Origin of the sequence: Paenibacillus sp. FSL H8-0259 (assembly GCF_037963255.1) — a bacterium.
GTDB classification, from domain to species: domain Bacteria; phylum Bacillota; class Bacilli; order Paenibacillales; family Paenibacillaceae; genus Paenibacillus_AQ; species Paenibacillus_AQ phytohabitans.
In genome coordinates this window covers 6,949,072-6,964,223 of record NZ_CP150147.1, presented here as the reverse complement: position 1 = coordinate 6,964,223, position 15,152 = coordinate 6,949,072, and the positions used below count along the sequence as shown (strand labels likewise).

The 15,152-nt window shown below is 48.5% G+C and carries 17 protein-coding genes and 1 pseudogene; 14 read left to right on the top strand and 4 right to left on the bottom strand.

What is annotated here, in order from left to right:
• Positions 1-3: 3 nt before the first annotated feature.
• Complete coding sequence (locus tag NSU01_RS29805) at positions 4-774, bottom strand: FRG domain-containing protein (RefSeq protein WP_076248185.1); 771 nt, start codon at positions 772-774, stop codon at positions 4-6.
• 184 nt (positions 775-958) lie between these two features.
• Complete coding sequence (locus NSU01_RS29800) at positions 959-1,222, bottom strand: hypothetical protein (RefSeq protein ID WP_076248187.1); 264 nt, start codon at positions 1,220-1,222, stop codon at positions 959-961.
• Between the two features lie 467 nt (positions 1,223-1,689).
• On the opposite strand from NSU01_RS29800, the gene NSU01_RS29795 reads away from it, so the two are divergent.
• From NSU01_RS29795 to NSU01_RS29785, 3 genes are all read left to right on the top strand, one after another.
• Positions 1,690-1,959, top strand: a complete 270-nt coding sequence (locus NSU01_RS29795; RefSeq protein ID WP_076248190.1) for a hypothetical protein — start codon at positions 1,690-1,692, stop codon at positions 1,957-1,959.
• Positions 1,960-2,157: 198 nt separating this feature from the next.
• On the top strand, positions 2,158-2,550 hold the full coding sequence (locus NSU01_RS29790; RefSeq protein ID WP_076248193.1) for a hypothetical protein: 393 nt from the start codon (positions 2,158-2,160) through the stop codon (positions 2,548-2,550).
• A 3-nt stretch (positions 2,551-2,553) separates the two neighbouring features.
• Positions 2,554-3,486 (top strand): tyrosine-type recombinase/integrase, encoded by a 933-nt coding sequence (locus NSU01_RS29785; RefSeq protein ID WP_076248195.1) that lies wholly within the window; start codon positions 2,554-2,556, stop codon positions 3,484-3,486.
• Positions 3,487-4,180: 694 nt separating this feature from the next.
• Here NSU01_RS29785 and NSU01_RS29780 read toward each other — a convergent pair.
• Positions 4,181-4,390 (bottom strand): annotated as a pseudogene (locus tag NSU01_RS29780) (helix-turn-helix domain-containing protein); the annotation flags it as partial.
• A gap of 167 nt (positions 4,391-4,557) precedes the next feature.
• Between NSU01_RS29780 and NSU01_RS29775 the strand changes: the two are divergent.
• The 11 genes from NSU01_RS29775 (at position 4,558) to terL (ending at position 14,779) form a co-directional block, all read left to right on the top strand.
• Complete coding sequence (locus tag NSU01_RS29775) at positions 4,558-4,734, top strand: hypothetical protein (RefSeq protein ID WP_339302376.1); 177 nt, start codon at positions 4,558-4,560, stop codon at positions 4,732-4,734.
• Positions 4,731-5,030: a hypothetical protein gene (locus NSU01_RS29770; protein WP_076248198.1), complete on the top strand. Its 300-nt coding sequence runs from the start codon at positions 4,731-4,733 to the stop codon at positions 5,028-5,030. The genes NSU01_RS29775 and NSU01_RS29770 overlap by 4 nt, the downstream gene beginning before the upstream one ends.
• A gap of 3 nt (positions 5,031-5,033) precedes the next feature.
• On the top strand, positions 5,034-5,354 hold the full coding sequence (locus tag NSU01_RS29765) for a hypothetical protein (protein ID WP_076248200.1): 321 nt from the start codon (positions 5,034-5,036) through the stop codon (positions 5,352-5,354).
• A 99-nt stretch (positions 5,355-5,453) separates the two neighbouring features.
• Entirely contained in the window at positions 5,454-6,014 is a 561-nt protein-coding gene (locus NSU01_RS29760) for a hypothetical protein (RefSeq protein ID WP_076248202.1), read from the top strand.
• A gap of 1,104 nt (positions 6,015-7,118) precedes the next feature.
• A complete protein-coding gene (locus NSU01_RS29755; RefSeq protein WP_144026208.1) occupies positions 7,119-7,325 on the top strand; it encodes a hypothetical protein in 207 nt (68 codons plus the stop codon).
• A 29-nt stretch (positions 7,326-7,354) separates the two neighbouring features.
• Positions 7,355-8,137, top strand: a complete 783-nt coding sequence (locus NSU01_RS29750; RefSeq protein ID WP_076248207.1) for a phage antirepressor KilAC domain-containing protein — start codon at positions 7,355-7,357, stop codon at positions 8,135-8,137.
• Positions 8,138-8,207: 70 nt separating this feature from the next.
• Positions 8,208-9,185 carry a hypothetical protein gene (locus NSU01_RS29745; RefSeq protein WP_076248209.1) on the top strand — a complete coding sequence of 326 codons (978 nt, stop codon included), beginning with the start codon at positions 8,208-8,210 and terminating at the stop codon, positions 9,183-9,185.
• Positions 9,186-9,438: 253 nt separating this feature from the next.
• Positions 9,439-10,101, top strand: a complete 663-nt coding sequence (locus NSU01_RS29740) for a hypothetical protein (protein ID WP_076248211.1) — start codon at positions 9,439-9,441, stop codon at positions 10,099-10,101.
• 182 nt (positions 10,102-10,283) lie between these two features.
• Positions 10,284-11,108 carry a hypothetical protein gene (locus NSU01_RS29735; RefSeq protein ID WP_076248215.1) on the top strand — a complete coding sequence of 275 codons (825 nt, stop codon included), beginning with the start codon at positions 10,284-10,286 and terminating at the stop codon, positions 11,106-11,108.
• Positions 11,109-11,882: 774 nt separating this feature from the next.
• A complete protein-coding gene (locus NSU01_RS29730; RefSeq protein ID WP_076248217.1) occupies positions 11,883-12,275 on the top strand; it encodes a helix-turn-helix domain-containing protein in 393 nt (130 codons plus the stop codon).
• Between the two features lie 782 nt (positions 12,276-13,057).
• The gene (gene terL, locus NSU01_RS29725; protein WP_256704035.1) at positions 13,058-14,779 is read left to right on the top strand and encodes a phage terminase large subunit; all 1,722 of its coding nucleotides are present in this window, start codon (positions 13,058-13,060) and stop codon (positions 14,777-14,779) included.
• Here the strand turns inward: terL and NSU01_RS29720 are convergent.
• Entirely contained in the window at positions 14,768-15,127 is a 360-nt protein-coding gene (locus NSU01_RS29720) for a hypothetical protein (protein ID WP_076248219.1), read from the bottom strand. The two genes, terL and NSU01_RS29720, sit on opposite strands and share 12 nt — an antisense overlap.
• Between the last annotated feature and the right edge of the window lie 25 nt (positions 15,128-15,152).

Genomic DNA, 15,152 nt, shown 5'->3' with positions numbered 1-15,152 from the left:
CCTTCAAAATTTAGGAATACGCAAACCGTTTTTACTGTCAAGAAAGGAAGAGTTAACATATTTCGCTAATCCCTCTAAGTCTGGAAATAGGGTATAGTGGTTAACTCCTGTTTGTCTTAAGAAACTTTGGACGTCTTCGTATAAGTCTTCGTCTAGCATGATTTTAACTAGTTCTTGATTTTCAATTAATAAATTGTCGTGCTCCTCGTCAAGCGGAAGCAATGAGTTGCCTTGTAAAGTAAATACTCCCTGCTGTGCAACTATGCGTTTGTTATTTCTTACTGGAAATAGTGCAATTGAGTTATCTTCAAAAGTAAGATCCCCATTTAAATAAGCTTCGTATTTGGTATCAAAGGGCAAATATAAGCCCATATTTCTCTCGAAAGTTAAATAGTTTAATCGGGTAGGATCAAGCATCCATATGCACGCGCTTTCTTCATTAGGGCTCCAATTGATGTACGCAAAAAATAAGGCAGTTACAAATGACTCAGTCCAATCCAATAATCTAGTTTTAACTCCGAAGTGCTGCATTAAATAGACTAAATTCCAGTCCGTTTCTTTATGGTCTAAATGCCCTAAATATAAAAATTCTTGGTATTTTTGAATCTCCGAGTCTAAATAATCTTGTAGGATAAATAGCGGATCTCTGAAAAGGCCCGAATTTAGCTTGAAGGTATCGTGTTTTCCATGTCCTCTAAACCAAACAACAGGCCTCCTTGCTGAGAAGACTTTTACTTGATTTAGAAGTTCAATCCAACGATTGCTGTACGACATACTATACAATCACATCCCGCCCGTATCTATTAGAATGTCTACGTGTAATAAATTTCGGCAATCCGTACGAACTCCGGGTGAATAGCGCTCGACCACGCTACCATAATCCGCGATCTGTTCATCTTGTTCGCGCATGGTTACGCGGACTTGCGCCGGCGCAAGTAATCCGCCCATTTCAACGGCATTATTTGCAAGTTACCCGCGCTTTCCTGCGTCTGCTATCGCCGCACCAAACTCCACCACATATTGTGTCAGCCGCACGAAGCCGCCGCGTATCCTCCGCAACCTGGCGCTGGATATACGTGCCGGCTGCCGCATATAAGCGCTTGAGCTCGTTGCCCGAGCGCTCGATATCGTCAATGCTGCGCTGGACCATCGCCTCAATATGCGGGAGTAATATGTAATCGCGCAGCATCGTGCGCTCTTCGACCGTTATGTGACCGCTCATGGCCGTAAATATCTCTGTGTGAGAACGTATGTGCGTATTACACGCCATCAGAAGGGCAGCGTCTAGCTTGCGTATCTAAACGTGCAAGCTGCGCGCATATAGTGCAATCCGCGTACTTTAACGGAGACCTCCGTAATGTCTTCGATTACGCCGCTGCTTACGAGTTCGTTAGCGACAAATAGAACGATCGGCAGACGCTCTAGTTGCGCTGTATAAAGTTGAACGTTCGAGGTTAGCGGCTTCATAAATCGTGTCATAGCGTAATCCTTTCGTGTGGTATTCGTACACTTTCGACAAAATAGTGCCATTTCCTTCCGGGGAGATGGCGTTTTATGGGCTATGGGGAAGGATTGTCTCCTAGCTTCCGTCAGATAGGGTGTTTAGGGTCGCTACGGCAATATTGAACATATAATTTCTACTTTCTTTATTGCTAAGTGATAAAATAATGATTAGAGGAGTTGAGTTGTTTGAAAACCTTAAAAGTTGGAGTCAATTGCAAAGACTATATGAATACTGGAGAATGCAACTGTAGTAGAGAAGATTTTCCATACGGTAGTGTGAAGAGTAGGGTGGTTTGTGAAATTATTAAAGTAGATGATGATGAATACGTAAATTGGATGGAGGTTTTTACCCACGGAGCTGCACAAATAGGGCTGACTGTAGAAGATTTCAAAGAAAAATATTCACACATCTTCTATGCAGAGGATGATAAACACAGGTATAGAACGAAGGGTTAGCCTTATGAAGGCGATTCATTCAAGTATTCTAAAAACGTCAGGACAACAGAAGTCACTCCGCAGCCTGGCGTTTTTCGTTTAATACTACCGTTTAATTAGCCGTGCAAAGCCTTCCGGAGTGTATTCGTTAGGGCTGGCGTGTAAGGCGCTGATTTACGGCCGTAAACTTGCGACGGGCAGGCAAGAGTTACCGGTTGATTGGCGAATGGTTGGGCGAAGTTGGATACAGAATTTCCACGTGGTGATCTTTCACCACGTGGAAAAGTCGAAGGGGACGACGGAAAGACGTACGCATCCTCCGCACTGTCCGCCGAAACGCTAACCGAATGCGAGGAAACAGCGCTACGCCTACGCGATGAAGGTCGCACGCTAAAAGAGATCGCGGAAGCAATCGGAGTGTCCTCGCCGCAGACCGCAAGCAATACGCTGGCGGGAGCGGAGAGTAAGCACGTTGAGTTAGCGGAAGAAGAAAACGCAAAAGGAAAAGCGCCCGGCGCCGCATATAAAAACGGGGTCGGGCGCTTTTCCTTTTGCATCTATATGAAAAATAGAATAGTATCAATTTTAACCAACCAGCGGGGGAGGAATTAATACATGTCAAGAATAAAGCGGGGCGTAAAAAAGACCAGTCGTCCATGGGAGGACCTATTGCAAGAGTTTTTAACTTACAAGTCATTGCAGGGGATTAGTAAACATACTTATCAGGATTATGTGAGATCGGTTAACTTGCTTTTCAAAAGGTTTCCGGATGCTTGGAACTCACACATCAGCTTAGAGCGAAGTCTTATCGAACATCTCTCACAGGAAGGGATATCACCGTCTACGTTTAATAGCCGCCGTGCTTATCTCCGAACGTTCCTCAACTGGTGCGTTGAAAAGGAATACCTGACTAATAACCCGATTAAAGATATCAAGAAACGTAAAGAAGGGTCAAGGGTTGTAGCGATTGATATTGAAATACTCCAAAAGTTGTTAGAAGTGCCGGCCAGAGAGACATTTGTAGGACTTAGAGATTTTACTTTGATACTGCTGACTTTAGATACTGGAATTAGGCCCTCGGAAGCATTATCGCTGAAACCCAATGATTTTAATCTATTATCGGGTGCCCTGACTATCCCCGCCGGTGTTGCTAAGACGCGTGTATCTCGGACACTAAATATATCTGAACCAACAGTAGAGGCGCTGAAATTACTACTAAGCCGCAGGCAGCGATCCTGGTCGAATAAGGTTACTGTATTCTCTACGGAGTCAGGTAACCAGCTAAATAGGCACGTTTGGGGAGATAGACTGGAGCGCCATAGCAAGAAAGTCGGCGTCCATATACGTCCCTATGATCTCCGCCATGCGTTCAGTTTAGAGTTCATTCGTAATGGTGCATCCGCATTCTCATTGCAGAAGACGCTAGGCCATGTAGATATTTCGATGACAAAACGATATGTAGCGCTGGTTGATGAGGACCTCAAAGCAGAGCATAAAAAGGCAAGTCCTGCTGGGAGGCTACTAAGAGGAATAGATATTAACAACTAACATAATCAAGGCGGAATCACTCCGTTAGGGCGGACCGGCTTTTTATTCGTTTACACTGGCGACTAGATACGCTCGAATGACATAGACGACGAGTTTATAGCGAAGTATCTGCGGCATTATCGAATATAGAAGCGAATATTTATTGGGCCCATTCATAAAAAGATATACTTGTCAATACAAATATTGTGCAACAACATCGTTGTAGTAATTGATCTGGTTCGCTGATACACTTGTTACTAGGGAGGTGAGAAAACTGAGCAATGTTTTTGAAGCACTAACGCTGATGTTGGCGTTCGGCTCGTTAGTAGTCGCAGTTATGGACGCAAAAAAGCGGAGCTAAACCGGCCATCCGACCAAAGAGTCCGGTAGTCACTCCGCTACACCTATTCAGTTAATATTGTACGACTAATTTACGTTTGACACAACAAAGAGCGCAGCCTACGGAGTAATGTCCGGAGGGACTGCGCTCTTTGTCTACATATAACGCAAGGTCTGCCTGCGTACGCCCTTGATATAGCCGCGCTAAGGCCGTCAGAGGTTAGCGTAAGGGTACTGGCGTAAGGCGCTAATTTGGCGGTTATTTACCGTCTTTATCGCGTGCCTTGATTCTATCAATCATTCCTTGTCCTGTCTCGGTGGTGTTTAGCTTGACTCCGCCCGTCTCTGTTCTAACGTATGATCCTTCCGCTACCGACTTCTCTTCGACAAACTCGACGATCTCCTCGATCTTACATTCTAAATCCTCACATAATCGAGCGATTACACTTAGGGACACAAATTCACCATTAGACATCTTTGCGATCGTTGCAGGAGAAAGCCCGAGCGTATTGCGGAGGTAAGTCTTAGTCTTGTCTCTTCTAATAAGTGTAATCTCCATCGGCTTGTAACTTGGTCGGAGCCTCATATGTATTCCTCCTAGAAATCTATACAGTAATTCTATATAACGCGTACGATAAATTCAATAACGCGAACTTTTTGTACGTTTGTTGTTGACATGTTGTATGTGATGGCGTACTATAGGTTCATGAACACGAACTTAATGTACGTAAAAATTAACAGGAGGTTTCAATAATGCCTAATTTAATTTCAATTGCAGCCACTACTATAGAAATTCCCTCGTATCCCGCCCGCGCTTGTTCTCGTACCGCCGTTCGTAATCGGCGCGCTGCCATTAAGTCGGCGTTGTGGTCCAGCCTCAAAATCGTCGTTACGCTGACCGCTATCTTCGTAAAAGAGGTGTTTCTATGAGCCGCCGTATCACCGTAGTATCCGAGCACAACGATCCACTCGACGGTCACATCCGCTTTGAGTATACTGGCGTCCTGGTCGCTCCGGATTACGCGTTTTATATCGACAAGGAGTTCCCGACGGTCGTCCTCGAACGCGTGAGACTCGCCAGCAACGGAGAGTACCATTCGACAGGCGGTCCGGGTGCGGTAGGCTTCGATCTTCCGGTAGACGACGTAACGTTCTTCGATCGCATCACGGAAATGTCCGCTATTGAGCTTCTGGCCGCGCTTGTCCGGCGCAGTAAGGAGGGCTGACGTATGAAACAAATCGCCATCATCGACCACATGGGCGGAATCGACTTCCACATAATCGCCGGCCACCTCGCCGACTGCAATCACGCAGTCTATACGCAGGACGGCCGCCTGTTCCTTGTCCGTGTCGAGCGCGTGTATCAGACCGGACAGGACGCGTTGTACATCGAGGACCGCAGTACGGCGGTGATTACGCTAGCGTCCGGGACGTCGTCGTCACAATTAACGCAGATCATCGCACGGCTGCAGGGTATGACCGCCTGGGATTGGCTGACGCAGGAAGCGTTAACCTTTCACGGCCAGCAGTACGATTTTCACATTATCTAGCTACCGCCTGACGAGTAGCGCTGCGGGGCGCACGAAACCGGGAACGCCCGGTCGCGGTTTACCGCAATCATACAGACGATAATAGGGAGGTTTCACCGTATGAACGAAATTGGATACTGCATCTGCGCCCGCAGCGGCAACTACATCGCCACTTGGATTAACCCCGCGTTACCATCAACCACGCCAGCACGTCGGCAACAAATCGTAGTCCTTTACCGCGCCTTTCTTCGCACATTACCCGCAACCGATCGCCGTGTCACCGGCAGCACACAGTACGTAAGCAACGAACAGCTCGAAGAACTCGGATTCATTGTCCCGCCCGTCGAAACGGAGGCGACCGCGTATGAACTGCCGTATCAGCCTAAACCGGTTAGACTCCTATGGGAAGCGGAGCCGGACAGCGGCTGGACTGACGATTACTTTGACGGGCTCTTAGTGCGCGATAATGGTGCGCTGTATATCTACGAGGGCAATCCTTGGCTTGCGCTTGTTGAACCGACGGAAACTGACGGCCTGTACCGCATCGACGGCCCGGACCTGCAGCTAATATCGAAGAAGCCGCTAAAAGAAATCTTCCGGATGCTCAGCGGAATGTCTGCGCTGGATTTCCTTCTGAAAGTGATGCCGGACGTTATGCTGCCGGACGAAATGCCAATCTAATAATCGGAGGTTACCTATGTACTATCCACGTAAAGAAAAGCTGTACACACGCACACGCCACGCGATAATAGTCCGGGCGCATGATGGGGAGCTCGTACGCCTCAATACTAGGGCCGGGCTCCGCTGTGTACGTTTGGGATAACGCTAATTCCTTCGATGAAACTTAGAGGCGCGCCAACGCCGTATGTGGAGAAGACTGTTTAACCGGCCGCCATCGTTACAGCGTTGACAGCCGATATCGGTGCTCGTACACCGATTTACTTCCGTGTCCTACGGTTGCAAACGCAGGAATCGCCACGCGGAACGCTTCACCGGATTGTGTCAACAATTCGGGTAACAACGTGGATTACGCCAATAGTCTGCGATATTCATCCGGACGGCTCCTTCTAATCGGGCGAGGGGCTGTCCGTTTTGCTTTATACAGTTATATACGCGACTTACGAACATACGTTTCAATTAATTTATAAAAAAGAAAAAGTTTACAAACGGAGAGCTTTGGGTTATTTTTATATACCGAAGGACGCTTCCGTAAATGGTGGCGTCTTTTTTTCATGCGGCAATGTCCCAAATTCTTATAATTTTGTCCCTTATATAAGTATAGGGTGCGGGAGGTCGAAGTCATTGCGGATATTTTTGCGTAATGGTGCGGGAAGCCTCGCAGACCTCGTCTATATAAGTAAGCGGAAATATTTCACCGTTGAGTGTACGTTCTGCGATCGGCTACGTCATATTTATTATCCGGAAAGTGTGTCAGCAGAACCGACCACTGTAGATAATACCGTAAATGGTGCGGGAGGTTGCGCAGACTACGATTGATATGGTAGGAGGAAACTTTCGCGGGAAGTGTGCGGGAATGCGTTGGGCGGTTCCATACGTAGTGAGAGTTTATTTCGCCGAAAGTGTGCGATAGTGCGACCTGGCAGTAGGTAGACAGCGGTTACCCGCTTAACTATAAAAAAGCAAACGATAAGGAGATGAAACGTTATGGTCTATAAGTCAGAGGATCGAGTAGTCGGAATATTCACGTTAGGACAGACAGCGACGGCGCTCGGAGAGAATGAGCATGTTTTGATCGAGTTCCTTTATAGGCGTAGGGTTCTACGTATGAAGGGCCTCCCGTTACTGCCCTACGTCCCGAAGTATTTCATTATTCGCGAGCACCTCGTTACGGATACGATGAAGCGTCCGTACATTGAGCGGTATACCGGCGTAACTCCGGACGGCCTGGCGCTTATACGGAAACTACGCGCGGGCGAGAGCGTGGATGTAGGCGAGGATGGAGCTGAGGAGACGTACATGCGGGCTGCGTGATTACGTTAATAAACGAAGGAGGCGGCGTAATGGAACAGTTAACAAAAGTATTTACGTATGAATCGGCGGAAGTGAGAACGGTAACGGTCAAAGGTGAACCGTGGTTCGTTGCTAAGGACGTCTGTGCAGTACTCGATGTAGGGAATCCGAGTCAAGCTCTAACGCGGTTAGACGATGACGAGCGTAATACTATCATTTTAAATGAGGGTATTCGCGGCAACCCAAACGTGACGATAGTAAGCGAGTCCGGGCTGTACTCGCTTATCCTAGGCAGCCGTAAACCGGAAGCCCGCGCGTTCAAACGTTGGATCACGCACGAAGTCATCCCGTCGATACGCAAAACGGGGATGTACGCGACTGACGCGCTACTCGATGATCCGGATTTATTACTTAAGACGGTGACAAGGCTGGCGGAGGAAAGGCGCGGACGGTTGGAGGCGGAGGCGAAAATTGCAGCCCAAGCGCCAAAGGTTGAAGCGTTCGATACGTTCATTGATGCGGACGGAACGATGACGGTCGATCAAGTCGCGAAAATGCTCGGCATGAAACCGAGAGTGTTGCGTGACACACTGAGAGCCCGTAAGTTGATCCGCCAAGACGGACTCCCTTTTCAGCGGTTTACGCCGCGTTATTTCGAGGTCATTCCGTATGTATCTCCTGGCGGGGTAGCACGGCCCTACGCACGTGTAACGACGGAAGGGGTTGCGTATATTGAACGTCTGCTCGCTGGTAGCATGACTCCGGATAACGTAATCACGTTCGAACCGCGTCGGCCTTCCTCGATAACCCTTAATTTAAACCTGAATGCATAGACAGACCGAAAAGAGGCGCCTTCTATCTGAAAGTGCCTCTTTTTCATAAACAAACGGAGGAGGAATACGGATGGACTTTCGCCAAGCAGTATCCGCGTACCAAACAGGCGGCGACCGCCATGTGATCGACGTAATACTTGAGGATGTTGAAACGGATTTCTTAGCGAATACTTCGCGCAGATACAAAACGAACTTCACGCACGATATTTCGATTAATCTAACAAGTCCGGAGGAATATATCGCTTATCGGATAAAGGCGATCCGCGAGAAAGCCGTCAAACGGGTGTTTTATATCCGTAAAGATTCCGGATGGGCGCATTCGGAGATTAACCGTTATCTGTCCATAATGGTGCTCGATTTACGCATACGTATTCCCGCCAAACCGGTACGGCAGAACGATTTCGGCTATGAATACACATTAACGCCCGAATTGACCGCCTGGCTAAGAGAAAAGAACAGCCGAATAGAGCGAAGATTCCGCGAAGAGGGATTCGCTAGCTCATTTACGCAATATCAACGTGCTTTAGGCGTTGCTGAACGTACTGAACGGGAGGCCGTTGTTGAGGAAACACGGATACGAGCGGAGGTTATGACGGATATGGTCGGCGCTCTAGAGTACGCGCTAAAACACGTCGACGTCAGCCGCAGTCCGAGGGAGGTCGTAACTTACGTTAATAAGGCGTTACTAACACGCTACTATGAAGCTCAAGCGCGCCGAAAAGGGATGCGGAGAGTCACCGTAGACGGACGTCGCCAAATGATTGCGCCTTTTTATGCGGGAGCTATTCGAACGATACTTGACGTTAACTCTACGGAGGACTACGTATTCAAACGAGTAACAAATAAACAAGCGAATTTCATGCGTGAGCTCATTGATATTGTCGAAACGGACATGGCTGCGGGGGACTGCTCGGCATACCACGTACTGCCAAACGGCGAGTACCACCTTTCGCGGAAATACGCGGCTGAGAAGACCGGACTGCCTTACTTAACCGTGAAAATGCGGCTTTTGAGGATGCGAAAATTAATTACGGAAAAGGCTGCGTAAATGTATCCGTAAGGATGTATATCTAGAGACTACGTAGGAAGGAATAAAGGCGCAGACTGCCGCTAAACCACGCATAAACCACGTTGAGAAAAAGGCGAAAGAGTTATGCGGCATGCGCTTTATTTTAAACGTAACAAAACAGCCGAGTTACGGGCAATAAGGGGAGAGTTTTTTTTCTTACGTTAGGAATACGAATGGTGGGGGTACACTCCGCACAACCTTACGTTATTTTAACGATGGAGGGGATCGTAAAGTGGGAGTTTTAGAGAAGACGATAGAGGTAAGTCTAGTGTTCAACAATCGCCAGTATTACATAGACAAAGGGTACTCTATTGGCCTCGATGTAAAGAAGCTAGATATATTAACGGAAGATTTGCCACGTGGGTCCGAAAAGCTTGTTACTCCCGTATGTGACGCTTGCGGCAAGGTTGGGAGGCTGCGGAAATGGTCTCTTGTTAGGAGGGACCGCATGTACGGCACGGATCTCTGCCCAAAGTGTATGTACGATATAAATGTCGTTATTGATCCTGGCGGCCACGAGTCCGTAGGTGAGAAGACCGTAAAATACTGGTTAGATTTTTACCAGTTAGAATATAGAACGCAAGTGCGCAGAAAAGGCGTTACCGGAGTTTGTGGGAGACCCCTACTATTCGACTTCGCAGTACTGGGATTCTCCGGAGAACCTATTGCGTTTATAGAGTACGATGGGGAGCAACATTACCGCCCGGCTGTCTTTTTCGGAGAAGACGCAAGTAAAGCCGACGACAAGTTCGTGTTTCAGCAGGAGTTTGACCGCAGGAAAGACAGGCATTGCGCTAAGTTAGGTGTACCGATGATACGTATACGGTATGACTTATCTGTAGGGGAGATCGGCGATGTTTTAAGCAGATTGAAAGGGGAGTTGCTCGTTGCCTAGTAATTACCTATACTGCTATTCGCCCGCTATGTTCCACTTTCTACGAGCGGCCGGTCATCGATATATTTGCGTAGGGCTTAACGAAAAGACTGGCGGACGCTTCTGGCTGTTCGCTAAGGACGACGCGGTTAAGCGCACGCTAGACGAATATGACGCTGCTAGAGCGCGGGAGGTATCCGCTCATGGCTGAGTTTAGAAGCGTTGTCGACGTAGAAACAGGGGAGTTACTGCAGGCTCCGATACTAGCGGACGGCGATCGCATTACGACGGAGTCACAGCGCGCCGGAGCTGCGGGACACTTTGAACGTGAGGCGTTTAAGGGGCGCAATGCCGGCTTTACTTTTGCGTCAATGGACGATATCCATTACGTGATCGAGCGTTTGACGACCGCGCAATGCGGCTATTTGCTCGTTATACAGTGTTACGTGGATTATGACGGCGGGCGTATTGTTAACTCCGATGGCAAGGCGTTAACCACTACGGAAATGATGGACGTTCTGCAGCTCCGTAAGAAGCGTCAGACATTCTACGATTTCCTCCGCGCGTGCCTTGAGTCCGGTGTTATTACGAAGGACGAACACGAGAGTTACTACGTTAATCCGCGATACCACTTCCGGGGAACGACGCAGAATCGGATGGTCGTGCGCACGTACACAGCGAAGATTAAGCAGGCATATCGCGAGGTTAAGGCGGTCGATCTCGGACTTATGTACCGTATGATTCCGTTCGTACATATCAAGGAGAACGCGCTATGTGCCAATCCTAACGAGCGTGACCCGAAGAAGATACGCTGGTTTAACGTTAAGAGCCTGGCGGATGCGATCGGCGTTGACGAGAAGACATTATCGCGGAGGTTGCCGCATCTAAAGTTCGCCGGTGAATACGTGATTATGCGCCACTCACTCGGTAGTGCGCGTAAGTTTTCGTTTAATCCACGTGTGTTTTACCGAGGAAATTCGGCTCCAAGCGATAGTGTGACCGCGCTATTTAACGGAGCTGCCGCTTAAAAAGGTGACCTTATTCGTACAAAACGGCGAAAAAGGTGACTTTATTCGTACAACGAAAAACGCCGGGAAGCCGCGCCACGTGTGGAGTTTCGGCGTTTTAGGGGTGAAAAGATATATAGTCTTAGTCACTCCGTAACTTGCGACTACAGAAATAACACCTACCACGCGGCCAAGAGTGGGCCACATGGGCCATATAATATTTAACCTCGCCGATCTTTAATAAATGCTTGAGCGCATTAAATAACATGTTCCGTTGCCGAAAGGCGACGGTGAGGCCGGAAGGCCGAGTCCCGCATTTGACCTAAACCTATGTCTGTAAGATACATGATGATTAATCGAAGAAGTATCTCATGTAGGCAGAGACAAAGAAGAATAGCGCAGATAAAGAAACGGAGTTGATTGCGTTATGTTACTCGTATTTATGTGCGTATGGTTTGCGTTAGGTATCGGATGTGCAGCGCATAACATTAGCGTATTTAAGCGCGAGACAGACCCGTTAGCAATAGCGTTTATTCTCGTTTTACCTGCGCTATACCTTATCGTAGTATACGCGTTCAGGCGTTATCCTGGCGGTTGGGTATAGACGTACAAATAGCGCTGTTCTTACGCTTTGCCTGGGCGTAAGAGTAGCGCTATTTCTATGCGTACTTATACCGATAGATTTACGTTGATCTAGGCGTTACGGTAGCGCATGAGTATAAAGACAAGGACGCGCTTTAGCGTCGCTAATACACGGCCATAATCGGCCTATACGAACGAAGGGAGTGCGGCACAATGGCGAACACACTAACGGCAGAACAACTAATCGCGATCGACTGGTTAGCGCAACCAAAGAAGGGCGGCAAGACGTACGAGGAGATCGCAGAGTTATGCGGCGTGACTGCGCGTACGCTTGAGAACTGGCGTAAGACTGCGAAGTTTGATGCGGAGTTCAGGCGTGCGATCCGGCGTAACAATGACGTACGTTTACCGGAACTACTGGAGTCACTCGCAGGGATAGCGATAGACGACCGTAATGCTGCAATGGCTAAGCTCGCGTTGCAGGTAGGCGGAGTACTGACGGAGAGCATAGAGGTAACGAACAAGGACGGAGAAGGAACGGACGTGGAAGCGTTAAGGCTGCGTATTGAGGCGTTGAAGCAGCGTCAATCCGAAACGAGCGAGTAGCCAGCGCTATTAGATGAAGGAAGACGCGGAGGCGACTGCGGAAACCTTCGGATTATACGTGAATTTCCTGCACGGGGCTCCTGGTGCGTGGCCCTCCGGAATTTTTCGGCGACGGGCGCTCAAAACGCTTTTTTATGCAATTGTGGCGGAAATGTGTATGAATAGAGCGCGCATATACTCTTTCCAATTCGTGGGAAATACACTGCATAGACTGGAAGCGCGAAAGGGCGTGAAAACCCGTTAACCAGCACGGTTGTGCGGTTCTTGCTGCGCTGGAAATGGGAATGTATATACGATGTATAAGACCGATTTATGCATCGCGAGGGTGACGCTAAGAAACGTTGATATGGCGCGGGTTTATACCGGTGTAAAGGTAAAGTACATGCGTCTAAAATCCGTGTTTTGTGCGCATGTCTTGTATGAATTATGAATATTAGTAATTATTACGATATACAAAAATAAGTTAAAATTTAACAATTATAAATTTAAAATATTACCCCCAAGGGCTTACCTAAAGTAAGTGAATTTAGGCGCTATATAAATCCGCGCACCAAAAATAACGTTTGGACCTCGGTGTCCAGCCTTAGCCACACGTAATTTCACCGTAGAATCACCGTTAAATTAGCGCGCCGACACTCTTCCGAGTATAAGCGGAAGGGTCATGCAGTACAAGCGCCAAATTGACGGTAACATCACGGTCATTCGGAAGGGAGGCGATATCTATCGCATGGATTAGCGGAAAATGGGTCACGCGCGCCGAACGCGACGAACACATACGCGGCTTGAACGGACTCGTAACTGCGCTGGCCGGCGTAGATATCGCGTCTCTTCCGGCCGAAGATCAGCGCGCGGTCGACGAACAGATCGCCGAGCTTGAACGGTTAACGATAATCAACGTGTGTGAGGACGATTTACTCGCGTTTTCACTCGAATATTTCAGCGAAGCGAAGAATCCGGGTAACTCCGGTAATTGGGACGGATTCGACCTCGTAGACATCGCGGATGCGCCCGCGTTTCATCGTGAAATCTGCGACATAATGGACGATGTCTCGAACGTGAACACGAACGATAAGGTAGCGGTCGCCGCGCCCCGTTCACATGCGAAATCAACGTATTTATCGAAGGCGTTTCCGCTACGTGAACTCCTTTACCGCAAGCGCAAATACGGAATCATCATATCGGAGACGCCGACGGTATCAAGCGGCAACCTCGATTGGATATCGCTGCAGCTTAAGCATAACGCTAAACTCCGCCGCGACTTCGGTCCGTTGTTATCGCCGAAGCAGCAGGAGAACCCGAAGGATAACAGCTCGGAGTTCATTGCGTGGGAGCGCGCAGAAGACGGAACGCAGCATTTACTCGCGAAGTTCGAAGCCGCCTCCGCTAACCAGGCGCTGCGCGGACGTAACTGGAACGGTGTACGGCCGGACTTAATCGTCTGTGATGACCTCGAAGATATAAAGAGTAACGCGGCCACTCCGGAACTGCGCAAGAAAATGAAAGACTGGTTCTCGCAGACAGTCGTACCGTTGGGCGATCCAAAAGGGAAGCGGACAGCCTTCGTATATATGGGAACAACGGTCCATCACGAAGCGCTGCTCGTTGACGTGCTATATAACCGGTCAGACTTTAAGAGCCGCGTTTACCGCGCAATCATCGAATTTCCGGAGCGTATGGACTTGTGGGAAGCGTGCCGGCTCGTATATAAAGATCCGGACCGAACGAAAGAGGACCGCGCAAGGGAAGCCCGCGCACTATACGAATTGAACCGCGAAGAAATGGAGCGCGGTTGCGTTGTTCTATGGCCGGAAGCACAACCGATATGGACGCTGATGCGCTGGAAATGGGATAACAACGCGAAGGCATTTAACACGGAGTATATGAATAATCCGGTCGACGAGGAGTCGATGATATTCAATCCGGAGTCGTTTACGTATTGGGACGGCGGCCATCTTAAAGAAACGTTATCCGTGTATCCGCGCCCGGCCGACGCTGAGTTTGACGTTTACATGGGCGTTGACTTCGCGATGGGTAAGGCACGCGGTGATTATAGCGCAATCGTCGTTATCGCGCGCCACAAAAAGACCGGAACAAAATACGTTATCGATGCGTTCGGCGAGCGGATAAAGCCGGACGCTTTTTTGCGTGTAATCGTAGAGAAGGCGCTGCGTTACCAGCCGAATGCAATCGCGGCCGAGGCGCAGGCGGCGCAGGAGTTCTTCGTTATGCAATTGAAGGACGCGCTAAAGGCCGCCGGCTATCCGTCACACACCCGCGTGAAAGAGATATACCAGCGTTCGCGGAAGGGCTTGCGTATTGAGGCGCTGATGCCGGCGATTGAGAGCGGAGAGATACAATTCTCGCGGAAACATGCGTTATTACTGGAGCAATTCGAAATGTACCCGTCCGGCACTCACGATGACTTGCCGGACGCGCTTGAAATGGCGGTTAGTGTTGCGAAGAGTGGACGCAAAAAGGTACGGAATAAGCCGTCAGGAATGTGAATTTGCGTACTTGGTTTCTATCTTACGTTTCACAAGATTCATGATAATTTTCTTGTATTCAGGCGTAGTAACATCCTGAATTTCATTAAGAATTTCTTCAAGATACACGCGAACACGATAGTCGTAAACATCTACAATAAATACCTGGCCTGCAGGTATTTTAGCTTTTTTTATTTCAAACTTTAGTAAGGAATTGTGACCCTCCTTCACAATTGTTTCTATTGCAAAGAATATCATTCTAACATGTTCTTTACGCGCCTCGGCTTCGGCTAGCACAGCTTTTGCTTTGTTTTTCTTCTCAGTATCTAATGATTTTATTAATGGAACTAGTCCGTAGAAGTCTCCCATAATAGCCTCCTTGATTAGTATTATC

Bases quoted from the DNA above. Each gene is read 5' to 3' on its own strand.
- NSU01_RS29720 (WP_076248219.1), bottom strand. From the start codon at position 15,127: ATGGGAGACTTCTACGGACTAGTTCCATTAATAAAATCATTAGATACT.
- NSU01_RS29765 (WP_076248200.1), top strand. From the start codon at position 5,034: ATGAAACAAATCGCCATCATCGACCACATGGGCGGAATCGACTTCCAC.
- NSU01_RS29805 (WP_076248185.1), bottom strand. From the start codon at position 774: ATGTCGTACAGCAATCGTTGGATTGAACTTCTAAATCAAGTAAAAGTC.
- NSU01_RS29800 (WP_076248187.1), bottom strand. From the start codon at position 1,222: ATGAGCGGTCACATAACGGTCGAAGAGCGCACGATGCTGCGCGATTAC.
- NSU01_RS29735 (WP_076248215.1), top strand. From the start codon at position 10,284: ATGGCTGAGTTTAGAAGCGTTGTCGACGTAGAAACAGGGGAGTTACTG.
- NSU01_RS29785 (WP_076248195.1), top strand. From the start codon at position 2,554: ATGTCAAGAATAAAGCGGGGCGTAAAAAAGACCAGTCGTCCATGGGAG.
- NSU01_RS29745 (WP_076248209.1), top strand. From the start codon at position 8,208: ATGGACTTTCGCCAAGCAGTATCCGCGTACCAAACAGGCGGCGACCGC.
- NSU01_RS29750 (WP_076248207.1), top strand. From the start codon at position 7,355: ATGGAACAGTTAACAAAAGTATTTACGTATGAATCGGCGGAAGTGAGA.
- NSU01_RS29775 (WP_339302376.1), top strand. From the start codon at position 4,558: ATGCCTAATTTAATTTCAATTGCAGCCACTACTATAGAAATTCCCTCG.
- NSU01_RS29755 (WP_144026208.1), top strand. From the start codon at position 7,119: ATGAAGGGCCTCCCGTTACTGCCCTACGTCCCGAAGTATTTCATTATT.
- NSU01_RS29770 (WP_076248198.1), top strand. From the start codon at position 4,731: ATGAGCCGCCGTATCACCGTAGTATCCGAGCACAACGATCCACTCGAC.
- NSU01_RS29760 (WP_076248202.1), top strand. From the start codon at position 5,454: ATGAACGAAATTGGATACTGCATCTGCGCCCGCAGCGGCAACTACATC.
- NSU01_RS29730 (WP_076248217.1), top strand. From the start codon at position 11,883: ATGGCGAACACACTAACGGCAGAACAACTAATCGCGATCGACTGGTTA.